This window comes from Vibrio brasiliensis LMG 20546 (genome assembly GCF_000189255.1).
In the GTDB taxonomy this organism is placed as follows: domain Bacteria; phylum Pseudomonadota; class Gammaproteobacteria; order Enterobacterales; family Vibrionaceae; genus Vibrio; species Vibrio brasiliensis.
This window is the reverse complement of the sequence record NZ_AEVS01000051.1, coordinates 53586-75586: the sequence shown is the minus strand read 5'-3', so window position 1 is coordinate 75586 and position 22001 is coordinate 53586. Positions and strand designations below refer to the sequence as shown.

Below are 22001 nucleotides of genomic sequence, written 5' to 3'. Positions count from 1 at the left end.
AGGCCCTTAAACGGGCCTTTGTTTTCAGTGAACTGTGTCGTCGCTAACTAAGCAATAAGATATTGATGCAGGCGGTCTTTCATCTCAGATCGATTGTGCTTCATGAGATGCATTTCTTCGTCACTGATTGGCGAGTCGCGAAGTTCCAGTTTACGGATATCTTTATCAAGAGCATTGTACTCTTTCATTAGTTCTGCGAACTCTGGGTTCTCTTTCGCTAAGGCTAAAATTGTTTGCTTATGTTGTGGGAATTCCTTTAGTAGAGAGTGATCTTCACCGAGCATATAAAACACCTTCCTTTATCAAAAACAATACAACTGGTTACTTTTTAACCATAACAGCGAACCATTTGATTTAATGAGATCTTCCGCACTGCATGACACGAAAACTACACAATTCCCATTTGTGAGGCTAAAAAAGTCGCGATTAACGCGACTTTTTTCGATAGAGAAGATCAAAATTAGGTATGTACTGCTCCCAAATTGGCGGTTTACCTATATGAGCTTCAACCGCTGAAATAAACGCTTTGACCAGCGCTGTCTGTTTGCGGTGTGGGTAAAGGGCATATAACGCAAGGTTACTGTTACATAAAGTATATTGAGTCAGAATCGGCGTTAGATTCATATCAACAATAGAACGGTTAAGGTTGGATGACGAGACAGTCGCGTACCCCACACCATCCTGCACTGCAGCGATGAGCGTGTTGATATCATTCACCTTACAGTTACCCTTCATTTTGTAATTAAGAATGGTATCACTGCCAGGTTGGTCGCTCAGTCTCATAGTATCAACAACTAATGAACGGTTACTGTAGACCACAGAAGGCAGCTTAACTAACTCTTCAGGAGTCTTAGGCTCACCATAACGCTCAATAAACTTATTGGACGCTAAAATCACTGCTCTGATATCGGCAATTTTACGCGCTATAAGACTCGAGTCATCCAAACGACCAAGACGAAATGCCACATCAAAGTGATCAGAAATTATGTCTGAGCGCTTATCGTCCAGCAGCAGTTCTATCTCTACATCTGGGTAAGTTTTAAGGAATTCGGTGATCACTGGCTGAAGGTGGTTCTGCCCAATATGAAAAGGGGCAGTAACACGAATTCTGCCTTTTGGCTGAGCGTGGTAGGAATCCGCTATCGACTGAACATGATGCAAAGTACCAACCAGATTATGCGCTTGTTGTAAGATCTCTTCTCCGGCAGGAGTCAGTGAGAATGAACGCGTCGAACGGTTAAGCAACTGCACGCCCAGATCTGCTTCAAGCTTTTTGATCTGCTTAGATAACGCTGAGTTATCCATATCGTTTAGCGCAGCCGCCTTGGTAAAAGAGCCTTGCTGAACAACATCAATAAACAGAGAGAGTTGACTGACCAACGCCATAATTCAGCCCTACTTTTGTGCTCGTTGCCAGTGTACTAACCATTTGTCTAAATGGTTGGCAAACTGCTGACGGTCAGCCTGACTCAGCGGTGCAGGCCCACCCGTCTGGATCCCACTGCTGCGCATGGTCTCCATAAAATCTCGGATGTTAAGACGTGACTTAATGTTCTCCTTGGTAAACATCTCGCCGCGTGAACTCAGTGCATGACCACCTTTTGTGATGATCTCATCCGCCAGCGGAATATCACTGGTAATGACTAAGTCGCCCGTTTGGCAACGTTTGACGATTTCGTTGTCTGCCACATCGAAGCCTGCCTGCACTTGCAACATAGTGACTTTTGGTGATGCTGGTGTGCGGATAAACTGGTTAGCCACTAAAGTGACTTCGACACCTGTTCGCTCAGACGCACGAAACAAAATATCACGAACCACTACCGGACAGGCGTCCGCATCTACCCAAATTTTCATCAAACTCTATTCCTCAATATTCGGCGTTAACGCGGCCATTAGACCGCAATTTACCAATGCTTAATAGTGTTATTTGAATTTGACTGCGGTACCACTGACACTCACCATCATCATACTGCCACCACTACCTATCACTTCATAGTCGATATCAATACCGACAATACCATCAGCCCCGAGCTCGCGTGCTTTCGACTCCATCTCTTCAAACGCGATTTCACGTGCGCGGCCCATTTCACGTTCGTAGGCTCCGGAGCGCCCGCCGACAACATCGCGAATGGCTCCAAACATATCTTTAAAAATATTGGCACCTAAAATCGCTTCACCGACAACTACACCCAGGTAATCTTGTACCGGGCGACCTTCAACAACAGAAGTGGTGGTTTTAATCATGTAATGCTCCTTGTTACTTATCTGTAGAGATGGTCACTGAGTAAAGGCAAGCGGCTATTTCACGCGCATCAGTCGATGCTTAACCTTCTCCAGTTCAAACTCTTTGACCTGAGAACGCTTCATTTGTTCTATCTGCTCTATCATGATGGCTGAGTAACCCTTGCGCTTCATCCACTGCATGGGTTCGGAGAAGCCATCTTCATTAACGATATAAGACTCACCTTTATGCTCACCCGCATAAACACTGACCACCCAGACTCTGGATTGAAAATCCAGCACCTCAAGCAGACTGGTTTTAATTCGTTTCATCAGGCTCATGGTTAGCTCATCAATAGCCATACACCAACGCCCATCATCAGGGTTCCGGCAATACGGTTCATCAAACGAACATTCTGTGACTGACCAAGCAGACGTTTTAGTCCCTTACCACCGGTGGCGTATAACGTCATACAGATAAACTCAAAGATCAGGATGATCGAAACCAGAACCACCAATTGCGGTACAAGGCTGGCGCTTTGATCGATAAAAGGGGGTAATAAAGAAATCATGAATGCCCAGCCTTTCGGATTGGCAATGGCCGTGACAAAACCCTGAACCACGAGATCCCAGTCGCTATGAGGAACGGCAGACTGTTCATCTAGATTAATCGCCAGTTTGCCTCTCGAACGCCACATCTGAATGCCGAGATAGAAGAGGTATCCGCCACCAATAAACTTAAGCGCCACAAACAACCACGGGTAATTGAGCATAACTGCCGCAATACCAACCACAGCCGCAATTGCCACTAAGCCAACCCCGACCAATTCACCCGCCATCATCCATAGAGCGCGACGATAACCAATGCTCATGCCTAATGTCAGCGCAAGTGTCATACACATCCCCGGCGTAATGGAGACAAAGAAAAAAGTCGGAATAAACATTCCCAGCAAAGCAGTATTCATAAAACGGTTAGATAGTGAGTCTTTGTAATGAGATCTAACATAATGCAATGTTCAGTTAAACGCCATACGCCTATTGAGCTATTACCTAGTAATCAAAAATCTACTCAACTACATAAAAATTCGTTTAGTAACCATGATTCATTCCACAGTCCCTACAAAGCATGGGGCGCAATAATGAAGTGATGATTGGTGGCTTAGTAGCGATAACCCTAGATAGAAAAAGGGTTATAAGAGGTATCGGATTGTATTATCACAACTGAATAACTCATGACTATATATGCATGTCTCGACTGGTCCTATCACTATATGCACTTTGATTCTCAAGTAATGAGAAAGGCAATAATTTTAACAGGCGGGATTTTCCATGTTAGATTTGCAATTATACAGATAAATATTTTAATTACTTTGGTTAACAAAAGGTTAAATACCATAAAATCCTAGTGATTTTGATCACATCTACAAATCCGCTGCGCTATTTTGCTTTCTTATTTTTTAATTCGCCTGCTAACCTCCTGCTCGCCTTGAAATGAACTCAGGGTGCATAACTATAAGGAGTGTTCTCTATGAATACCAAGAAGCCAATGTCGCTAACCAGCCGTGTTATCATCGGTATGGTTGCTGGTATCTTGACAGGATTTGCGATTCGCAGCCTATTTGCTGACAACGGATTTGTCGATGCATACATTGTAAATGGATTATTTGAAGTCGGTGGACAGATCTTTGTTGCCAGCTTAAAAATGCTTGTTGTACCACTGGTGTTTGTTTCACTAGTTTGCGGTACTAGCTCATTAAAAGACCTTTCTACTCTGGGTCGAATGGGAGGCAAGACGCTTGCTTTCTATATCGCTACCACGGCAGTTGCTATCACATTAGCACTGACTATGGGTAACCTATTCCAACCGGGTGCAGGCGCTGACCTAACAGCGGCAAGCTCATTCAAATCTGCTGAAGCTCCGTCGCTTGGTCAGGTGATCATCGATATGTTCCCGACTAACCCAATTAGCGCGATGGCTGAAGGTAAAACGCTCCAGGTAATCGTGTTTGCCGTGCTATTCGGTATTGCGATCAGTGCAGCAGGTAAACCAGGCGAACGCATCGCTTCATTTTTCTCTGATTTGAATGACGTGATCATGAAGCTGGTTGCGATTCTGATGAATCTGGCACCATACGGTGTATTCTTCCTGATGGCGAAGCTGTTTACAGGCCTGGGCTTAAGTGCAATTGTTAACCTTGCAGAGTACTTCCTTGTACTTGCAGGTACGCTTCTATTGCATGGTCTGGTGACTTACAGCCTGATGCTGAAAGGCTTTACTGGTCTTAGCCCAATCACCTTCCTGAAGAAAATGGAAGATGCGGTGATGTTTGCCTTCTCTACAGCTTCTTCAAACGCAACGATTCCTGTCACCATGGAAACGGCGAAAAACCGCATGGGTGTTGAGAACCGCGTTTCATCATTCACTGTACCTCTAGGTGCAACAGTGAACATGGACGGTACGGCGATCATGCAAGGTGTTGCGACAGCGTTTATTGCTCAGGCATTCAACATTGACCTGACGATGGGCGACTACCTAATGGTTATCCTGACTGCAACCCTGGCTTCTATCGGTACAGCAGGTGTTCCTGGCGTTGGTCTGGTAATGCTGGCAATGGTATTGAACCAGGTAGGTCTGCCACTAGAAGGTATTGCACTGATCATGGGTGTTGACCGTCTGCTGGATATGATTCGTACCGCAGTGAACATTACAGGTGACAGCGCAGTAACCATCATTGTTGCTAAATCTGAAGGTGCACTTGATGAATCTCGCTTCAACGACCCAATGGCAGGTGCGGCTGAAGAAGAAGTTCACTTAAAACGCTCTGAAGCTTAATCGCTAACTCGCGTCAGACAAAATAAAACGCCTCGATATCACTATCGAGGCGTTTTTCATTTATCGACCAGAATTACTTGGTTGGCATAGGTAAGATTTCAAACATACCGTCAAAGTCATCTAGCGCTTTAGTAAGCTGATTAATCAGGTCCGCATTACCCTTGATTGTCACCTTACCTGCTTTCACCAACTGCTCAAGTGAAGCTTTACCCAGCACCATGTCAGTCATATCACTCTTGTTAATCACTAACTCTACGTCCGTGGTTGGCATTTTCTCGACAGCAATGTTCGCCATGTTCGAGTTAGACACTTCTCCAAAGTAGCGCTCGTTGATGTCTGGGTGATGAACACCAAAGCTGAAGTCCAGTCCCGCCTGCTCGGCTTTTTCAGCATTCAGTCTCACCGCCAGGAAGTCGAGGAACATACCTGTTGGCGTATTAGCAATCACATCAGCAGAAGCGAGTTTGATCGAAGGCTGAACTTCGCCAGTTCTCAGTTCTACAGCGCCTTGTAGGTACGAGTTACGCCATGCCATTGTTTCAGACTGATAACCCTGCTGTTCAAAGCTGTCTGCTAGCGCGAAACGGTAGTCGATATTGTCTGGCTGACACTGCACCAGATCGTTAAACAGCTGTGATGCCTCTTGATACTCTCCATTGGCGTAGTGTGCCTGACCCGCTTTGTACAAGGTGTCTGCACCAGCCGCTTCAACATAGACACAAGACTTATCTTTACTTTGCAGTGGGTTAGTGTTGACCGGGTTCATATCATGGTAACCAAGGTATAAGTTGACCACTGCACGCGCATTGTGGCTGTACGAACCATGGTAACCATTGGTGTGCCAGGTTTGTTGCTGTGACTGAGGAACAATCTTTTCAATCTCTCGTCCCACATCATGAATCGTGACACCATGGTTCGCCAGACGCATCGCCTGATTATGGATAAAGCCATAGTTGTCACGCTGAAGTGTCATGTAGTCAGAGATTTCATTGGTTTCAGTATTGGCATCATTCCACACCGGAGCCGAGTGTGCTGCATGGATGTTATCCACCAGACCACTGTCGACATAGCGCAGTTTCAACTCTGTCAGATACTTGGTCCAAACCAGTGCATCACGAACTTTCGCACCACGGAACGTGTAAATATTGTGCATACCATCGTAAGTTAACTCGGCAGTGTTGAGTGAGCGATACTCTGGGACATAAAGAACAATCTCTGCAGGTGCTTCAGCGCCCGGCATATTAATCGCGTGGAACTCCAGACCATCAATGGTGATCACTTTTTCACGCTCTGCAATCTCTTCTGTTGGAGCAACCAGACTCACCTCACCACGTGACGTTCCAAGACCAAGTGCATTATCAACAATACCTTGCGGGTTGTTATCTAAGGTGGTGCCGTATTGATAATTAGCACGACGACTCATCGCAGTACCCGCTATCACATTTTCATCTGCCAGCTCTTTAATAAAGTCGTTTGGTGCATAGATAGGCGCGCCTTCAAGGAAGTCACCAGACTCTATGATGCCACGCGAGCCGCCAAAATGGTCAGCGTGCATATGCGAGTAGATCATGCCCGTGATCTTATGTTCACCGTTAATTTTAGGCAGATGCATTTTGGCAAATTCCCAGGAAGCCGCAGCAGCCTGTTTGGAGAGCAAAGGATCGTGAATCACGTAGCCATTGTCCGTGCGGTAGATAGTCATGTTGGACAAGTCAGCACCACGAATCTGGTAAACGCCATCGGTTACCTGATACAAACCACCGGCCGCATAGTTGAGCATACCTTGGCGCCAGATGGATGGGTTTACCGTAGCTGGTAATTGCTCAAGGCTCATGTCAGCCATGTAATCGAAACGATTTTTCAGCTCACCCGCTTCATGATTACCAAACTCAGCAATAAGACCTTTCTGAGTACGCTCAAAAGCTGTCACATCCTGCCAAGGTAGTTGCTGCGCGAGTTCCTGATTAGCCAGCTTGGTATGCTCTGTGGCAGGGTTACCTTGGTAGCTTTCTAAGCTGGCGTAATCCGCCGTAGCTGAAAATGAAACAATCAATGCCAATGAAATCGCAGAGGGTGCAAAACGGGTAGTCATAGTGAGCCTCATAGTGTCTCGTTGTTGGGTACAGGACTACTTTATTCCGTTGACACATCTAAATATATGCATGAAACTTTATTTGAAACATTGCGAATTGTTATGTATCAGGAGTAAATGGCTGTGAGTAGAGAAGGTATTGATCTCAATCTATTGAAGATTTTTATTAGTGTTTACCAACATCGTTCAATCACCATCGCCGCTGAAGCACTGGGGTTAACCCAACCCGGAGTAAGTGGGGTACTAAAACGCCTACAGCAGCAGCTCGGCGTACAGTTATTTGTTCGTTCCGGACGAGGTATTGCTCCGACTCACCAAGCGCAGGAGCTGGCACGTCAGGTTGAGCCGGCACTAAACCAGATACATAACGCGATTGAAGGGATTGAGGCATTTACACCCGAGCACCCGCGACGCTTTGTCGTCTACACTACAGAGCCAATTATGTTAGCTCTGCTGCCCAGGATAGAGGCTGATAATGAGTTGGGTAACGTAGAGATCGAGCTCCACCCGACGCTATCTAGTGAAGAAAAGTTAATTAATAACCTCAATCAACAGCAAGCGGATCTGGCGATTGATTTTGCTAACTACTCTGCCCCTTCGTTCTTCTCTGAGTTTTTGTTTGACGATCAAATCTGCATCATTGCCCGTAAAAGACATCCGCGAATTAAGCAGACGATTAACCTTGAGCAATTCTATGCCGAAAAACACGTGACGCTTAAGATGAGGCGTGAACAGGCTTATCTTGCCGACTATTTCACTGAAGAGTCAATTGGTGAAAGAAAGGTGGCTGCGGAGTGCGATTCGCTGGTTTCCCAGATGACGATGATATCGAATAGTGATTGCCTAGCCGCGGTAGTAAGAAGCCTCGCTGACCAATTTGCCGAACGGCTGGACTTACAGGTATTGGATGCTCCCTTTACCAGTATTCCAGTCAAGTACCGCCTCATGGCACATAACAGGATGAAAGCCAGCCCGGCCAACCAATGGCTACGTAATAAACTCAAATCCTATTTCATCAGCTGACAAATATTTCTTACGTAAGAAATATCCTAATAAAATAATGGAACCAACGCATAAATATTGAGGTCTCGCCAATTTACACCTCGCTAACACAGTGATCACCTTTTATTTACATTAAATGGAAATGCTTTTAGTAATACTAGTTCAAATATCGCCACTTTTAACTGACGGATTAATCATCAAAAATGGGTTAAGTAATGAAACAACTGAAAAATAACAAATATTTCAATAGGACGCTGAGTCAAAACAATTAATAACGAGGTTATCAATATTAGCTTCCCATGTATCAATACTGCCTAAGTAGTTATCTAAAAACTGCTTAGGTCATCTGTTTAATTCCCTTATCAATAGTCACTATCCTTTTATTAATATAGATAGAAAATACTAGTGTAGGGAAAACAGATTTAATTAGATTAATGATTACATAGAGGTGTATTTTGATGCCGAGAAACAGAGCACTCAATACTATAGCTATCCTTGCAAGCTTAGCTTTTATTAACACTGCGCAAGCGGATATTAACGAACCGCAAGGCAGAGCAGTCCAGATGCTTAGTAGCCTTCAAGATAGCAGCCAGGTGAGGTATTTTAATGCAGATAATTGGTTTACCGAGGAGACTAATATCCCATCCATAGCAATAGCTAATGATGACATATTAAATCAAAACCATCGCTATCTTGTCGACTTCAGCATGATTGAAGACGAGGAAAAAAAGCAACAAGCGAAATCAATGTTGAGGCAACAATTTGGCTTAACTTTTGACAGTGACTTCCTCATAATCAGTAGATACAAGGGTAAATTATTGTTCTCTCCTGTCGATAATGAAGATGACCCTAACGTGAGTAATTTGGAACTGAGTACTGAGACCGATACGTCTTCATTTGCTCGATCGGAAAACACCGCGACTCTTCCACACGTAGCATTTTATTTAAGCGTCAATCGACAGATAACATTCAATGAATGTCGATTTCAAGTATCCCGACTTTTTGAGTCAAACAACACTGAAAGGTACCTTTGCAGTTCTTCTCCTAATATATCTTTAATTTATCGAGTTAATCTCGCACGTTCATTGCAATATGGTACAACAGGTTCAGCAACTCCCGACGCAAAAATCGTTCGTATTAGCTTAGATGACGAATCGTCCGGCGCTGGGATTAACCTGAACAATAAACTCGATACTGTTAAGGCAACTAGATGGCTGTCAGGTTTTGCAAATGGTTACGACACAGAATGGGTAACGGACGCTATCGCTGAAGATTATCGATTCACATTTAATGCTTCGAATAGCAAAGCACAGGTATTAAAAACATTCCCCAGATCAAACATCAACTCACAATATGAAGTAAGAGAAATATCTGGTTTCGAATTAGGGACATCCGGCGGTTTAGATGGCGCTAAGGGAAAACTAGAAGCGAGCGCGAGTTATAATCAGAGCCGTTGGCTAACCTTTAACACGTCCGATTATCGTGTTGAACGTAGCAGCAATGGGCCAAGAAACATAACTTTCAAGTGGAACCGAGATCAATTTCGGACCGCAGACTCTTTGCTGACCAGACGAAGCGATACAGTGTTTGTATGGGATAGATATCCTGTTGATCTCAACCGTATAAGCCCGATTTCGTACTCAGGTTTTGTCCCAAAAATGGATGTTATCTATAAAGCCAATGCAAATGAAACGGGAACCACACGCTTTACCATTGGGTCTTCGGTCAACATGCGTCCATTCTATCACGGCCGTTATTACCACTATTACTTCTTTGGTAATCACTATTCCTACCATGCTTTTGAAAACACTCCACGCCGAAGAATTAATGTTAACACCAGCTTCACCGTCGATTGGACACACCCTGTATTTACGGGAGGTCGACCTGTCAATCTACAACTTGCGAGTTTTAATAACCGATGTATTCAAACGAGTAGCAACGGTACGCTAAGCGCGCGCAATTGTCTTTCTAATAGTCCTCAACAATCATTTATCTATGATCAGTTTGGTCGCTACGTGAGCGCAGCGAACAAGAAATGTCTCGACGGAGAATCACTGGATAGATTGCAACCCTGTGCGATGAAATTAAGCCAGCGCTGGGAGTGGTTAGAAAACAGCGACAACCTGAAAAATATCTTTTTTGACCAAAAGCTTGGACACGATAAAACCACTGGTAGTCTCGGTTTATATAACTATGACGACTCACAAGTCAGTGTAAGGACGATGACTTCTTATACCAACCTCTTTAACTAATATTTCGTCGTAAGAGTTACACTAAAGACAAAAAGATACACAACTTACTCAAATGTCAGGGGTGTATCTTTTCTTCTATAAGAAAAATACTCTGCTTGTTATAGCCACCAAAAATAAACATTTAGATCACAAATGGTTAATGAATGCAATCAGATCCAACCTATCTCACATAACCAAAGCAAGAACCTCTCTAGAATGGTTTGACGATAATAACAATCGGCTTTCCAAGGAGTGAAAGTATGAAATTGCAGTGGTCCCTTTTTATTACCCTCTTTTTACTACCCTTTTCGACATTTGCTGCTTCCTCTACCACACAAGTTCTCCCCCTGACACAATCCACCATTGGCTATGCGGCGTTAATCATCTTCGCCATCGCTTACACCTTGGTGATGTTAGAAGAGTATTTGCAATTGAGGAAATCGAAACCCGTCTTGCTCGCGGCGGGTTTGATCTGGGCAATGATCGGTTATGTTTACTCTCAATATGACCAGATCGAGATCGCTAAAGCAGCACTGGAACATAACCTACTTGAGTACGCTGAATTGTTGCTGTTCCTGCTGGTAGCGATGACCTATATCAGCGCCATGGAAGAACGCCGATTGTTCGATGCATTGCAAGCCTGGATGGTAGGTAAAGGGTTTAACTTTAAATCCCTGTTCTGGCTAACGGGTATTCTTGCTTTCTTTATTTCGCCTATCGCCGATAACCTTACCACAGCATTGTTGATGTGTGCTGTGGTGATGAAGGTCGCGGGGGATAACACCAAATTTATTAATCTGGCTTGTATCAATATCGTCATCGCTGCCAATGCGGGAGGCGCGTTTAGTCCATTTGGTGATATTACGACTCTGATGGTTTGGCAGGCCGGCCATGTCTCATTTGCTGAGTTTATGCCACTGTTCGTTCCTTCGGTAATCAACTACGTGCTACCCGCGATCATCATGTCGTTCTTTATTCCTGATGCCAGCCCGGACGTTGTACATCAGCATGTTGAACTGAAGCGTGGGGCAAGACGTATTGTTGCGCTGTTTATTCTCACCATCGCAACCGCCGTCGCTTTCCACGCAGTGCTGCATTTCCCTCCAGTGATTGGCATGATGATGGGTCTTGCTTATCTGCAATTCTTTGGTTTCTTCCTACGTAAGACGCTCAAGGCCTCGCTACACAAGAAAGCAGCCATCGCAATTGAGAACCGTGATGACCATGCCTTAAAGCGTCTGGGGTCAGTGGTTCCATTTGATGTATTCAGACGTGTATCTCACGCCGAGTGGGACACTTTACTGTTTTTCTATGGTGTGGTTATGTGTGTTGGCGGTCTAAGCCTGCTTGGCTATCTGGGTATGATTTCTGAGGTCATGTATAGCCAATGGGATCCTATCTGGGCCAACGTAATGGTCGGGATCCTGTCTGCCATTGTCGATAATATCCCGGTGATGTTTGCAGTACTGACTATGGAACCAACCATGAGCATGGGTAACTGGTTATTAGTCACTCTGACCGCCGGTGTGGGTGGCAGCCTGCTGTCAATTGGTTCTGCAGCAGGCGTAGCACTAATGGGGGCAGCCCATGGCAAATACACCTTCTTTGGTCACTTAAAATGGATGCCGGTTATTGCCATAGGTTACGTGGCAAGTATTGCGGCTCACTTGATGATGAATGGCGGGCTGTTTACTTAACGACTTCACGTGGCAAAGGAGTAAAGTCTCTCTTTTGCCACGTGCTGGAAAGCTGGTATTTAGCACAGACGTTACAGGTCAGTACCTCAGCGTTACCGTGAATTCTCATCACAATATCTTCACGCTTCTCTTTAGAACTATTGCGCATCTGTATCGTCAGGTAGTTATCTTTTACTTCAAAGGGCTTGGTAAAATCGAGCTGATTCTCGGTAATGAAAGTTACTTTGGCATCTTTAAACTCAAGCAGATCATTGTTGTGCGGGTTCTCAAAGACCCCTACGAACGAGTAGGTCTGACTATTTAGAAGACGCTCAGCCTTCTCTTCTGAGCACCCTGACAAAGCGACAGGTATCAAACCGCATATCACCATCGCTGTGTTTACTACCTGTCGTGCCATTCCATTACTCCGATTGCTCTAAATCCAGAAGCTTAGCTTTGCGCTCTACGCCTCCAGCGTATCCGGTTAACTTACCACTTTTTCCAATCACTCTGTGGCAAGGAACAATTACAGATACAGGATTCTTGCCGTTCGCCAGCCCCACCGCTCTGACCGCTTTAGGATTGCCAATCGCATTCGCCAGATCCTGATAACTCCATGTTACACCATATGGTATGGTTGTCAGTGCTTTCCAGACCTGAGTCTGGAACACAGTGCCCACTGCTGCGATGGGCAATTCAAACTCAGTTCGTGAACCAGCAAAGTACTCTTCTAACTGTATGATAGTTCTTGTAAGTATAGGATTATCTTGTGTAAAAATCCCTAGTTCATCAGGCTGAGTAGTCTGGGTTTCAAACCAGGCACCTAGTAATCCCTGCTGATTGCACTGAAGCGTCATTTTTCCCAGTGGCGATAAAAATGTTGTGTAGTACTTGGTCATGCGTGACTCCAACAATGAAAAGTTGCATAGCTTCCCCAAGGAGAAACGTTATCAGAGGTAAGATTCGGAAACTGATTAAGAGCCTTTTTAACCACCAAATCACTATCGAGAAAACAGTTAGGCTCTGATGCACCGCGCAGACGAGCATAGTTAACCGTCCACGGTCCAATGCCTTTGAGATCGAGCCAAGACTCAGGAGGTGCATCACTATTGCTCTTCATGTAGTCAGCAAAGCGAGCTAAAGTCTCTTTGCGGCTGTTTGGCATACGCAGAAAGGAGAGATCCGCACCACTCACTTCCGCAGGTGTCGGAAAATGACTAACACTTTGTGGCTGCAAGGTAGTCACCAGTAGGTTAAGCTGACCAATGGCGGCTTTGATCGATACTTGCTGACCTAAAATAGCCCTAACCCCAGCTTCCCAAGGGCTCCATACTCCTGGAATTCGGATACCTGATTGCTTAATCAATCTTGGTTCAATGGTCTGTAAATGCTGCTCGATGTGCACCAAGTCACTGTCGAGGTCGAACATCCGCCTTACCTGATTAACCAGAGCTCTCAACCGCGCGATATCGTCCAACTTAAACTGCAATCTGACAATGCCCGGTTTCGGGTTAGAGACCGAGAACCAACCCGAGTGCCCATCGAGTTCGAAATAACGTTGATAGTCGTTATCGCCTACTTGCTCTAATCCCTCTATGGCTCTTAAGCGATAGAAGCTAAGCATATGCTGCCAGTCAAACGGCCCTCTATAGGCCAGGTCAATATGGTTTATTTCCGATAACGTAGCGGTATTTCTGCGCACTTGTGAAGGCGTCAGCTTGAGCTCCTGTTTAAAAGCATCATTAAAACGCCGTACGCTATTAAACCCGCTTGCCAGAGCAACATCAGTGATAGATAAATGGCTGGTATGCAGCAACTGCTTAGCAAACATCAGTTGGTAGTAGAGCGAATACTGTTTTGGCGCCATCCCTATGTACTGATTAAACAGCTTACGTAGATAACGATCAGAAATGCCAAGTCGCTCTGACATATCAGCCAAAGAGGAGTGATGCAATTCTCCCTGCTCAATCATTTTAATCGCGCGCTGAAACGTAACTTCTACCCCCTTCCAGGCCCAAGAGCTTGGCGCACTGTCCGGTCGACAGCGTAAACACGGCCGATAACCCGCTTTTAAGGCTAATGCCTTATCAAAGTAATATTCAACATTCTCTTCTTTGGGCAAGTTAGCCGGACAGATAGGTCGACAAAAAATGCCCGTCGTCTTTACAGCTACGTAAAAGCGGCCGTCAAAGCGGCTATCTCGCGCCATTCTCGCGGTATGGCAATCCTTTTTTGTTAAAAATGTCGTTCCCTGAGCCATAAGCTTTTTCCGATACGCTTCAAACTGTTATTCAAATTCTAAATCGGTTAACAAGAATTACTAGCCATTTTCGGAACTGAATGGAATTGCCAAGCCGTTTTCTTCTTCTAAAGTTATTGGTGAAACCTTAAAAAATAATAAGGAAGTTGGCTATGAATTTACACTCGTGCACAGTTGTATTGAAAGACGATCTCACTATGACGTGTGACAGCGTCGAACAAACCTTAGGCATTATTGACCAGCACGGTCCCACCAATATCGATAGAATTATGATTGACGCCTTCGATGGCCAATCAATACGCAGTTACCATGAGTTAAGTATCGAGGAGTCAATTGAGAGCTTAATGAGCCTGTAAGAGATCAAAAACAAAAAGCCTCGCATTAGCGAGGCTTCGTCTTGCAGGGAGTTTACTCGTCGACAGGTAAATCCGCCATCTGTTGCAGGCTGTAGGCCGTAACCGGGTCGATAGTTTTAACCAGTTCTTCAACCTGTTTAATCGCATCTACCGATGTACTCGCTTTACGATAGCTCAGGTAGATTGGGCGATACCAATCATCAACATCCTGCACTTTGAACAACTGACCACTGGCTAGAAATGGTTCAACCAAGGAGATTGGTAAGTAAGCACTTCCTCCTTTTTCAAGGATGAAGTCTAAAGCGATCCTGGCCGTTGAAGTACGCAGATAAGGCGCTGGTATTTTAGGGTGACGTTCAGCGTGCTCAGAGGCGAACTTGGTGCCCCAATCCACATAGACATACTTATCTTCAAATACCGTATCTAACGTATCTTGCTGGGTTGATACCAGTACAAGAATCACATCTGCCACTTTCTTGCAGTTGAGTTCATCGGCCTTAATCTGGTCAAAAGCAAAGGCCATATCCAGAGTACGCTCTTGAAGTTGGCGAGTTAACACTTCACGGCCCATGATCTCAGCCATAAAGCCATAGCCTTCAAACTCATCTGTAACCAGACTAAGACAGTTTTGCAGATAGGCATCCCATACATTGGGTGTGCCGCCCAAAGTGAGCTGTAATGCTTTACCACTCTCTAAAGAAAGCTCTAGTTTAGCCTGTTGCAACGTGCTGACCATGACCTCTGCATAACCGATCAATCTTTCGCCTGAAGAGGTCAATTTGATGTTATTGCGATCGCGAATAAACAGCTGAGTATCAAAGTAACTTTCCAGTTGCTTGATGCGCGCACTGACTGCAGCTTGGGTGATATATAGATTTTCTGCCGCTTTACCAAAATGTCTGACCTGAGCCAGCTCTAAAAACGTTCTAAAGACTTTTACGTCCATTGGGTTTCCTCTACCGACAATCTTGTAAGGTTAGCAAGTTCGGGGATTTTTTATAATCTTCAGGTCACTAAAGTGTTATCTAAATTTAATAAAACTATTCAATAGTAAAGATAAAAAGGTTTTGTTTTTCTTTTGTTAATTTTACGCCTACTTTTCGCTCTAGGTCACCCATGTAGGTTTAATTAGAGGCTAGCAAAATGTCTGACACTGAATTTCGTCATGGCAAAAAACGTTTTTACGACAACACTAAGTTCCCACGCGGATTCGCTAAGTCTGGCGATTTTACGCTTGCTGAGGAAGAAATCCTAACGCTTTATGGCGATACTATGCTTGGTTTAGAGTCTGGTGATTTACAACCAGAAAACTCTGAAGAGAAGCACTTCGTTAAAGTGTTGGTCAACCCTGGTAAGGCGAAATCAAAACTAGAACGTGTATGGCTTAAATATGTTCAGTTGGCTCGTGGTCGCAAGCGCTTCCACACGCTTAATGGTCGTACTAAGCCTGATGCTAGCAGCGTCGACGAGTACTCAGATGACGTAAGTCTGGTTGAAGAAGATTAAGCACCAAATAAAAAGCCCTGAGCGTAATGCGTTCAGGGCTTTATCTATTTAGCAAGCATGGCCACTTTCTTAAGAAAGCTATCGCGCAAGTGCTCTTGGTCGTAATCGAGATGGTAGGTGTTGTGAAAGCCGACTTTTAGCTCGACACCATTACCCCGCATATAGACGTTGTAGCCATCGTAATCGGAGAAGGCCTCAACACCTTCGTACATCTTACCATGCTCAGTTGGCGTTCCGTTGGCCATAACTGTTTCATACGCCTGAAGAATTTTGCCCGGATCAAGTTCGTTTTTCATACTCAACCTCCTGTGTTTACACTAAAAAGTATGAGCAGAAATGGGCTGTTTAGCCACCTTGATACTTGAGCGGTATCAATATCTAGACGTTTTTATTTTCTCGAACCAGTTCCGCTAAGGTTGCAAGTCGCTGTTGACTGTTTTTAACGTAAGGGTTTTCTGTATCCCAAGCATAGCCAGCCAAGATTGAACTGATCATTTGCTTAATACGTGGATTAGGCTGCTGATAGAAAATAACGTCCTGAAGCATACCGTTGTACCAGCCTTCGACGTAGGTTCTGAAGGTATTTACACCAACCATTAGCGGCTGCGCGTACTCTTTATCCCAATCAACTGTCTGACCGTTAAGCTGACGTACGACACACTGTGCAGCGTAGTGAGCTGATTTCATCGCAATGGTTACGCCTGATGAGAATACAGGGTCAAGAAACTCACCCGCATTACCTAGCAGTGCATAATGTTCTGTAGCCAGGTGCTTGACGTTAGCAGAGTAACCGCCTAATTCGCCCGCAGGGTTCGGGTATTCTGAGTTAGCAAGCAGTTGAGCTAGGCCAGGTTCTTCACTAGCCAGTTGCTTAAGCGCCGCGATTTTATCTTGTGGGTACTGCTCGAAAAACTCTGGTTCACCAACCACACCAAAAGAACAGACACCGTTAGAAAATGGGATCAGCCAATACCAGACGTCATGATTCTCAGGATGGACTGAGATCAGAATTTTATTGCGATCGTACTCGATATCCTGAGCATCGATATTATCGACGATATGGGTAAAGATCGCTTTACGTGGCGGCAGACATGATGGCTCTTCCAGATCAAGCATACGTGGTAATACTCGGCCAAAGCCGCTCGCATCTAACACATAATCAGCTTCGATTTGGTAACTGTCACCAGCTTGATCTTTCACCGTCAACAATGAACGTTTACCGATAAACTCCAGATCAGTCAGCTCATGCTGATAACGAATTTCGACACCTTGCTCAACAGCACTGTCGGCCAACACTTTATCGAAGTTACCACGCTGAACCTGGAAGGTCGTACCCGGGCCTGAACTGAACTTGTCGGTAAAGTTGAACTGGGTATAAACGCCGTTACGTCTAAAGGCGGCACCATCTTTGTACTGGAATCCGTATTGATTAACCGCATCCAGCATCCCCGCTTGCTCGACCACTTCCATACATGCAGGAAGCAGGCTCTCACCAATAGAAAAACGCGGAAACTCAGATTTTTCAATCACGATAACCTGAATGTTCTGTGCATTGAGTAGCGCAGATACCGTTGAACCAGAAGGTCCGGCACCAACAATAACGACTTGAGTAGATTCTTTTTTCATAGTTATTTTTTAATGTTGCTCTTGGTCGGATATCGCGACTATTGCGACGTCAGCTTTAATAAGGTGTGGCCAAGACCGATATTATCGGTTCGTTCTACCACTTTAAGTCCTGCCTCTTCGATGATCTCAAGGAAATCATCGCTGCGGTAGAAACGGCTATTACCGTTGGCTAAGCAGGTGAAATATAACGATGTCGCGTTAAGGCTGTATGAGGCCGCATCGTATTTCTGAGCATCCCAAAACAGTTCAAGAATATAAACCGTATCGCCCTGACGCAGCTGCTGTTGGACCCGTTTTAAAATACTCAAGATTTCCATTGGCGAAAAGCAGTCAAGGAACTGGCTCATCCACCAGACATCCGCATGTGCTGGCAGGGTTTGCTGTTTATCCAACATGTTGGCAGGAAATGGCGTAACACGATCAGCAAAACCGTGCTGTTCAGCGTTTTGCATCGCCATCTCCAATTGCTGAGGGAGATCGACAATCGTGATTTGCACATCACTATCATAACCACAGCACTGCATCGCCCATTTACCGGTGTTACCACCAATATCGACGATCTGCTTTGGCTGCGATTTAAAGACTTCTTTAAGAAGAATTGGGAACGAACGATCTGAGTAAAAATGATCGAACTTAAACCAACTCTGCTTCGCTTGTTCAGGAAGCTGCGATAGACCCTGATAAATGGTTTCCCAGTTACCAAGCTCTTTTAATCCGGCTGGTTTTCCTTCAACAATAGCTTCCGTCAAATGCATCATAGCTGCGTAACAGACGTCTGCTGTGAAATCCATATTGGCATTAGTCATGCCGTCATGGAGTAGGAAAAAACCAAGGTTAGCCAGTGAATAGTTAGGTTTTTGCCATAAAACGATATCCGCACTGATCGCCATATCGAGCAGTACTTTCACCCCATACTCTGAGACGTTGGTTTTTTCAGCAATCGTAACTGCATCTAAACCCTCACTGCCCGCTTGATCAAGAGCAGCAAGAACACCTAAATCACGCAGAGTGCGTGCAGTATGGAACACGATAGGCGCAAATGAGAGCTTTTGAGCTTCCGTTTTAGCCTGGAGTGCATTGAATGGATCTTTATTTTTGTTTACCACGAAAAACCTAACTATTAGTTGTTAATTATTACTTAGCAGAAGCAGTTAACGTTAACTGACGCTTAATATCTACGTTGAGATTATTAATCCAACGGTTGTAGTTACGGTGAATTTTGCCACCATTTGCTTTGAGGTTTTCTGAGTTGAGATAAATAATTGAGTAAAATTTGTCGTTAAATGGGATTTTCACCTCAGCGTAGTGTGAGCGAACGTGAATTTTTGCATTAAGCTCATTCGGGCCTACTTCTTCAACAATCCAACCGCGATCTGTTGCCGCTCGCATTATCGCCATCTTAACTTCTTTGCTTTGAAGATTATATCCAACTGGAGTATCCTCAACATTCATTACAGGCTGCACTCGCCCACAACCAACAAGTAATAATGCTAACAATAGTGAGCTAAGTAACTTAAGTGGTGACATATTATTAATTCCTTAATTAAGTGTAAGTCTGCAATAGTATTTCGCTGTAAAAACAACAATTCAAATTTTTATGCCAAATTCAGATATCAACATCTCATTTAACATCGACGCATGGCTCGCGCATTCTAACGGACTTTCCTCGTCTCAAAATTGGGAAAGCTGGGCAAATAGTTTGCATTGGCCAGAAGATGGAAAGCCAGTGAGCACAGCAATCCCGGCTATGATGCGCCGTCGTATGAGTCATCTTAGTAAACTTGCGGTACAAACCAGTATTGAGTTGCTAAATGAACACCAGGTTGATTATCTGGTTTTTGCCAGTCGCCACGGAGAGCTGCACCGCAGCATCGCATTAGTCGAAGACATCTTACGTGGTGAGGAAGCCTCGCCGATGGCTTTCTCACAATCAGTACACAATACCGCTGCTGGCCTAGCGACGATTGCAACTAAGAAGCCTATCCCACTAACCTCCATATCTGCAGGGGAAAATACCTTCCAAAGTGCTTTGATTGAGGCATGGCTATACCTGAATACCCATCCTGAACATAAAGTACTGGTCGTCGATTTTGACCAGCCGGTGCCCGAAGCGTATCAGGGTTACGAGTCCCAGCAATATCAGAGTTATGGATTAGGTTTGGTCCTCTCTAGCGGAGAACAGTATCAGCTTTCGAAACAGGAGAGTGATAACACTCAACCTGGCTCATTACCGCAAGGTCTGGAATTCATTCGTCAGTTCCTCTCCGATCGCAAACAGTGGTCCATCACTGCTGCAAATCAAATATGGACCTGGCAAAGAAAATGACAAAGCTTGGTCAATATTGGCGTGTATTCGCGACAGGATTCTGTTTTTCGGTATTTGGCTTAGGGGGATTAACCCTGAGCTTTATTGTTATCCCTGCTATTCGCATATTGATTAGTGATAAAACTGAACGAGAATATAAGGTTCAGAATACGATACAGCAGTCATTTAATTTCTTCTGTAAGTTAATGAAGTTTACTGGCGCCATTGATTATCAGATTGTCGGCGCAGACATCCTCAAAAACGATAGAAATTGCCTGATTGTGGCTAATCACCCGAGCTTGATTGACTATGTATTAATAGCCTCTCAATTAGAACGCTGTGATTGTTTAGTCAAATCAGCAATATGGGCTAACCCATTTATGAAGCATATCGTCAAAGCGGCTGGTTATATTCCTAATGAAACACCGGACGACTTATTAGCAATATGCGAACAGCGCTTTGAGCAGGGCAATGTGTTATTAGTCTTCCCTGAAGGCACGCGCACGACTCCTGGTGTTGAGTCAAAACTTCAACGCGGTTCAGCACAAATTGCCGTGCGAACTGGTCGAGATTTACGCTTAATACACATTACTGTTTCTCCGAGCTTTCTCACAAAAGAGAAAAAGTGGTATCAAGTACCCCCAACTAAGCCTTTTTTCCTAGTAGAGGTTAAGGATAAAGTTGAGGTTAAGCCCTTTATAGAGCAAACTACGTCCCCGACACTTGCTGCTCGACGCTTGCAGCAGCATTTATCAGAGACACTCTTTCCAGAAAACCCAAGTCACAAGTAGGTCCACGTGGAAAAACTACATAACGAAATCAAACAACTTATAATTGATGCGCTTAATCTAGAAGACCTGACTGTCGAAGAGATTGAAACCGATGCACCGCTATTTGGTGACGGCTTAGGGCTAGATTCAATCGATGCACTCGAACTCGGTCTTGCGATTAAGAAGAAATACAATATTGTTATTGATGCTGATGATTCTAATACTCGCGAGCATTTTGCATCGGTAAGCAATCTGGCAAACTATATCTCTTCGCAAATCAGTGAGTAATTTGTAGGTACTTTCATGACAGACGTAAACAAACAGCAAGTATTTGACCAAGTTAAAGACGCACTTGAAGAGCTATTTGAAATTGATGCCGCGGATATCGTTCCTGAAGCTCACCTTTATCAAGACCTGGATCTAGACAGCATCGATGCTGTGGATTTGGTTGTTCATCTGCAGAACGTAACGGGCAAGAAAATCAAACCTGCTGAGTTCAGCACAGTGCGTACAGTTGATGACGTAGTAAACGCAGTTACCGAGCTTCTGAAGGAAGCCTAATGCGCCAATTGCTGACAATTCTGTCTGCAGTTGTCCTGCTCGCTTATCCATTCGCTGTCTATTTTGGCATTGAAAAATATGGCTTTTCCTTGGTGGGGATATTACTTATCGCCGCCTTGGGAGTTCGATTGCTCAGTGTCCGCCGCAGCCAATTAAAAGAACTCAAATACGTTGCACAAATCAGTGCCGTAACCGGAATCTCTCTGGTAGGCCTTGGTATGTTGTTTAAACAGCATGGCTGGCTAACCTTTTATCCTGTCGTCGTTAACCTGTGTATGTTGATTGTATTTGCCAGTAGTTTCAGGCAACCGCAAACCATTATTGAACGATTAGCAAGACTTCAGGAACCGGATTTACCCCCGAGTGGCGTTCGTTACACACGTAAAGTTACCGCGGTTTGGTGCGGGTTTTTCACGTTAAACGGACTGTTTGCACTGTACACCTGTTTTCACTCTATTGAACTTTGGACACTGTATAACGGTCTGATCAGTTATTTACTGGCCGGTTCTCTGTTTGCAATTGAGTGGGTTGTTCGCCAGTTTATCCGTAAGGAACGATAGATA

At 44.6% G+C, this 22001-nt stretch carries 26 protein-coding genes; 11 read left to right on the top strand and 15 right to left on the bottom strand.

The features are described 5' to 3' along the window. Positions 1–47 precede the first annotated feature (47 nt). From RH46_RS09005 to RH46_RS08980, 6 genes are all read right to left on the bottom strand, one after another. Positions 48–284, bottom strand: a complete 237-nt coding sequence (locus RH46_RS09005; protein ID WP_006879108.1) for an HP1242/YdcH family protein — start codon at positions 282–284, stop codon at positions 48–50. Positions 285–426: 142 nt separating this feature from the next. Continuing rightward, positions 427–1386, bottom strand: coding sequence for a LysR family transcriptional regulator (locus RH46_RS09000; protein ID WP_006879107.1), 960 nt, complete (start codon positions 1384–1386; stop codon positions 427–429). 9 nt (positions 1387–1395) lie between these two features. Continuing rightward, on the bottom strand, positions 1396–1854 hold the full coding sequence (locus RH46_RS08995) for a YaiI/YqxD family protein (RefSeq protein ID WP_006879106.1): 459 nt from the start codon (positions 1852–1854) through the stop codon (positions 1396–1398). 69 nt (positions 1855–1923) lie between these two features. Continuing rightward, the gene (locus RH46_RS08990; protein WP_006879105.1) at positions 1924–2244 is read right to left on the bottom strand and encodes a heavy metal-binding domain-containing protein; all 321 of its coding nucleotides are present in this window, start codon (positions 2242–2244) and stop codon (positions 1924–1926) included. Between the two features lie 54 nt (positions 2245–2298). Then, complete coding sequence (locus RH46_RS08985; RefSeq protein ID WP_006879104.1) at positions 2299–2583, bottom strand: hypothetical protein; 285 nt, start codon at positions 2581–2583, stop codon at positions 2299–2301. Continuing rightward, positions 2565–3185, bottom strand: coding sequence for a LysE family translocator (locus tag RH46_RS08980; RefSeq protein ID WP_040895489.1), 621 nt, complete (start codon positions 3183–3185; stop codon positions 2565–2567). The genes RH46_RS08985 and RH46_RS08980 overlap by 19 nt, the downstream gene beginning before the upstream one ends. Positions 3186–3748: 563 nt before the next feature. On the opposite strand from RH46_RS08980, the gene RH46_RS08975 reads away from it, so the two are divergent. Further along, positions 3749–5053 carry a dicarboxylate/amino acid:cation symporter gene (locus RH46_RS08975; RefSeq protein ID WP_006879102.1) on the top strand — a complete coding sequence of 435 codons (1305 nt, stop codon included), beginning with the start codon at positions 3749–3751 and terminating at the stop codon, positions 5051–5053. 73 nt (positions 5054–5126) lie between these two features. Here RH46_RS08975 and RH46_RS08970 read toward each other — a convergent pair whose 3' ends face one another. Continuing rightward, on the bottom strand, positions 5127–7145 hold the full coding sequence (locus RH46_RS08970; RefSeq protein WP_006879101.1) for an alkyl/aryl-sulfatase: 2019 nt from the start codon (positions 7143–7145) through the stop codon (positions 5127–5129). A gap of 117 nt (positions 7146–7262) precedes the next feature. Here RH46_RS08970 and RH46_RS08965 point away from each other — a divergent pair, with 117 nt between their 5' ends. From RH46_RS08965 to nhaD, 3 genes are all read left to right on the top strand, one after another. Further along, a complete protein-coding gene (locus tag RH46_RS08965) occupies positions 7263–8168 on the top strand; it encodes a LysR family transcriptional regulator (RefSeq protein WP_006879100.1) in 906 nt (301 codons plus the stop codon). Between the two features lie 437 nt (positions 8169–8605). After that, positions 8606–10399, top strand: coding sequence for a leukocidin family pore-forming toxin (locus RH46_RS08960; protein WP_006879099.1), 1794 nt, complete (start codon positions 8606–8608; stop codon positions 10397–10399). 239 nt (positions 10400–10638) lie between these two features. Beyond that, complete coding sequence (nhaD, locus tag RH46_RS08955; RefSeq protein WP_006879098.1) at positions 10639–12075, top strand: sodium:proton antiporter NhaD; 1437 nt, start codon at positions 10639–10641, stop codon at positions 12073–12075. Here nhaD and RH46_RS08950 read toward each other — a convergent pair. The 3 genes from RH46_RS08950 to RH46_RS08940 are packed head-to-tail and all read right to left on the bottom strand — an operon-like array spanning position 12068 to position 14314. After that, positions 12068–12472: a hypothetical protein gene (locus tag RH46_RS08950; protein ID WP_006879097.1), complete on the bottom strand. Its 405-nt coding sequence runs from the start codon at positions 12470–12472 to the stop codon at positions 12068–12070. The two genes, nhaD and RH46_RS08950, sit on opposite strands and share 8 nt — an antisense overlap. A gap of 4 nt (positions 12473–12476) precedes the next feature. After that, complete coding sequence (locus RH46_RS08945) at positions 12477–12953, bottom strand: methylated-DNA--[protein]-cysteine S-methyltransferase (RefSeq protein WP_006879096.1); 477 nt, start codon at positions 12951–12953, stop codon at positions 12477–12479. Next, positions 12950–14314: a DNA-3-methyladenine glycosylase 2 family protein gene (locus RH46_RS08940; protein WP_040895486.1), complete on the bottom strand. Its 1365-nt coding sequence runs from the start codon at positions 14312–14314 to the stop codon at positions 12950–12952. Before RH46_RS08940 ends, RH46_RS08945 begins: the two co-directional genes overlap by 4 nt. A 152-nt stretch (positions 14315–14466) precedes the next feature. Between RH46_RS08940 and RH46_RS08935 the strand changes: the two genes are divergently transcribed. Further along, positions 14467–14670, top strand: coding sequence for a hypothetical protein (locus RH46_RS08935; protein ID WP_006879094.1), 204 nt, complete (start codon positions 14467–14469; stop codon positions 14668–14670). Positions 14671–14722: 52 nt separating this feature from the next. On the opposite strand, the gene RH46_RS08930 is transcribed toward RH46_RS08935, so the two are convergent. Continuing rightward, the gene (locus RH46_RS08930; protein ID WP_006879093.1) at positions 14723–15616 is read right to left on the bottom strand and encodes a LysR family transcriptional regulator; all 894 of its coding nucleotides are present in this window, start codon (positions 15614–15616) and stop codon (positions 14723–14725) included. Positions 15617–15813: 197 nt separating this feature from the next. On the opposite strand from RH46_RS08930, the gene RH46_RS08925 reads away from it, so the two are divergent. Beyond that, positions 15814–16176: a MaoP family protein gene (locus RH46_RS08925; RefSeq protein ID WP_006879092.1), complete on the top strand. Its 363-nt coding sequence runs from the start codon at positions 15814–15816 to the stop codon at positions 16174–16176. Between the two features lie 44 nt (positions 16177–16220). Here RH46_RS08925 and RH46_RS08920 read toward each other — a convergent pair whose 3' ends face one another. The 4 genes from RH46_RS08920 to RH46_RS08905 form a co-directional block, all read right to left on the bottom strand. After that, positions 16221–16472, bottom strand: coding sequence for a DUF3081 domain-containing protein (locus RH46_RS08920; RefSeq protein ID WP_006879091.1), 252 nt, complete (start codon positions 16470–16472; stop codon positions 16221–16223). An 82-nt stretch (positions 16473–16554) separates the two neighbouring features. Further along, positions 16555–17802 carry an NAD(P)/FAD-dependent oxidoreductase gene (locus RH46_RS08915; protein ID WP_006879090.1) on the bottom strand — a complete coding sequence of 416 codons (1248 nt, stop codon included), beginning with the start codon at positions 17800–17802 and terminating at the stop codon, positions 16555–16557. Positions 17803–17840: 38 nt separating this feature from the next. Beyond that, complete coding sequence (locus RH46_RS08910; protein ID WP_006879089.1) at positions 17841–18908, bottom strand: methyltransferase; 1068 nt, start codon at positions 18906–18908, stop codon at positions 17841–17843. Positions 18909–18936: 28 nt separating this feature from the next. Then, a complete protein-coding gene (locus RH46_RS08905) occupies positions 18937–19329 on the bottom strand; it encodes a hypothetical protein (protein ID WP_006879088.1) in 393 nt (130 codons plus the stop codon). Positions 19330–19399: 70 nt separating this feature from the next. On the opposite strand from RH46_RS08905, the gene RH46_RS08900 reads away from it, so the two are divergent. Genes RH46_RS08900 through RH46_RS08880 form a run of 5 tightly spaced genes read left to right on the top strand, consistent with a single transcriptional unit; the run spans position 19400 to position 21998 of the window. Further along, entirely contained in the window at positions 19400–20128 is a 729-nt protein-coding gene (locus RH46_RS08900; RefSeq protein ID WP_006879087.1) for a beta-ketoacyl synthase chain length factor, read from the top strand. Further along, positions 20125–20898, top strand: coding sequence for a lysophospholipid acyltransferase family protein (locus RH46_RS08895; protein ID WP_006879086.1), 774 nt, complete (start codon positions 20125–20127; stop codon positions 20896–20898). Before RH46_RS08900 ends, RH46_RS08895 begins: the two co-directional genes overlap by 4 nt. A 6-nt stretch (positions 20899–20904) precedes the next feature. Further along, a complete protein-coding gene (locus RH46_RS08890) occupies positions 20905–21165 on the top strand; it encodes a phosphopantetheine-binding protein (protein WP_006879085.1) in 261 nt (86 codons plus the stop codon). Between the two features lie 15 nt (positions 21166–21180). Beyond that, entirely contained in the window at positions 21181–21438 is a 258-nt protein-coding gene (locus RH46_RS08885) for an acyl carrier protein (RefSeq protein WP_006879084.1), read from the top strand. Further along, positions 21438–21998 carry a COG4648 family protein gene (locus tag RH46_RS08880; RefSeq protein WP_006879083.1) on the top strand — a complete coding sequence of 187 codons (561 nt, stop codon included), beginning with the start codon at positions 21438–21440 and terminating at the stop codon, positions 21996–21998. The genes RH46_RS08885 and RH46_RS08880 overlap by 1 nt, the downstream gene beginning before the upstream one ends. Positions 21999–22001: the final 3 nt, after the last annotated feature.

What these genes read in the sequence shown, in the direction of transcription:
- RH46_RS09005 (WP_006879108.1), bottom strand. Translation starts at nt 284, where the DNA reads ATGCTCGGTGAAGATCACTCTCTACTAAAGGAATTCCCACAACATAAG.
- RH46_RS09000 (WP_006879107.1), bottom strand. Translation starts at nt 1,386, where the DNA reads ATGGCGTTGGTCAGTCAACTCTCTCTGTTTATTGATGTTGTTCAGCAA.
- RH46_RS08995 (WP_006879106.1), bottom strand. Translation starts at nt 1,854, where the DNA reads ATGAAAATTTGGGTAGATGCGGACGCCTGTCCGGTAGTGGTTCGTGAT.
- RH46_RS08990 (WP_006879105.1), bottom strand. Translation starts at nt 2,244, where the DNA reads ATGATTAAAACCACCACTTCTGTTGTTGAAGGTCGCCCGGTACAAGAT.
- RH46_RS08985 (WP_006879104.1), bottom strand. Translation starts at nt 2,583, where the DNA reads ATGGCTATTGATGAGCTAACCATGAGCCTGATGAAACGAATTAAAACC.
- RH46_RS08980 (WP_040895489.1), bottom strand. Translation starts at nt 3,185, where the DNA reads ATGAATACTGCTTTGCTGGGAATGTTTATTCCGACTTTTTTCTTTGTC.
- RH46_RS08975 (WP_006879102.1), top strand. Translation starts at nt 3,749, where the DNA reads ATGAATACCAAGAAGCCAATGTCGCTAACCAGCCGTGTTATCATCGGT.
- RH46_RS08970 (WP_006879101.1), bottom strand. Translation starts at nt 7,145, where the DNA reads ATGACTACCCGTTTTGCACCCTCTGCGATTTCATTGGCATTGATTGTT.
- RH46_RS08965 (WP_006879100.1), top strand. Translation starts at nt 7,263, where the DNA reads ATGGCTGTGAGTAGAGAAGGTATTGATCTCAATCTATTGAAGATTTTT.
- RH46_RS08960 (WP_006879099.1), top strand. Translation starts at nt 8,606, where the DNA reads ATGCCGAGAAACAGAGCACTCAATACTATAGCTATCCTTGCAAGCTTA.
- nhaD (WP_006879098.1), top strand. Translation starts at nt 10,639, where the DNA reads ATGAAATTGCAGTGGTCCCTTTTTATTACCCTCTTTTTACTACCCTTT.
- RH46_RS08950 (WP_006879097.1), bottom strand. Translation starts at nt 12,472, where the DNA reads ATGGCACGACAGGTAGTAAACACAGCGATGGTGATATGCGGTTTGATA.
- RH46_RS08945 (WP_006879096.1), bottom strand. Translation starts at nt 12,953, where the DNA reads ATGACCAAGTACTACACAACATTTTTATCGCCACTGGGAAAAATGACG.
- RH46_RS08940 (WP_040895486.1), bottom strand. Translation starts at nt 14,314, where the DNA reads ATGGCTCAGGGAACGACATTTTTAACAAAAAAGGATTGCCATACCGCG.
- RH46_RS08935 (WP_006879094.1), top strand. Translation starts at nt 14,467, where the DNA reads ATGAATTTACACTCGTGCACAGTTGTATTGAAAGACGATCTCACTATG.
- RH46_RS08930 (WP_006879093.1), bottom strand. Translation starts at nt 15,616, where the DNA reads ATGGACGTAAAAGTCTTTAGAACGTTTTTAGAGCTGGCTCAGGTCAGA.
- RH46_RS08925 (WP_006879092.1), top strand. Translation starts at nt 15,814, where the DNA reads ATGTCTGACACTGAATTTCGTCATGGCAAAAAACGTTTTTACGACAAC.
- RH46_RS08920 (WP_006879091.1), bottom strand. Translation starts at nt 16,472, where the DNA reads ATGAAAAACGAACTTGATCCGGGCAAAATTCTTCAGGCGTATGAAACA.
- RH46_RS08915 (WP_006879090.1), bottom strand. Translation starts at nt 17,802, where the DNA reads ATGAAAAAAGAATCTACTCAAGTCGTTATTGTTGGTGCCGGACCTTCT.
- RH46_RS08905 (WP_006879088.1), bottom strand. Translation starts at nt 19,329, where the DNA reads ATGTCACCACTTAAGTTACTTAGCTCACTATTGTTAGCATTATTACTT.
- RH46_RS08900 (WP_006879087.1), top strand. Translation starts at nt 19,400, where the DNA reads ATGCCAAATTCAGATATCAACATCTCATTTAACATCGACGCATGGCTC.
- RH46_RS08895 (WP_006879086.1), top strand. Translation starts at nt 20,125, where the DNA reads ATGACAAAGCTTGGTCAATATTGGCGTGTATTCGCGACAGGATTCTGT.
- RH46_RS08885 (WP_006879084.1), top strand. Translation starts at nt 21,181, where the DNA reads ATGACAGACGTAAACAAACAGCAAGTATTTGACCAAGTTAAAGACGCA.
- RH46_RS08880 (WP_006879083.1), top strand. Translation starts at nt 21,438, where the DNA reads ATGCGCCAATTGCTGACAATTCTGTCTGCAGTTGTCCTGCTCGCTTAT.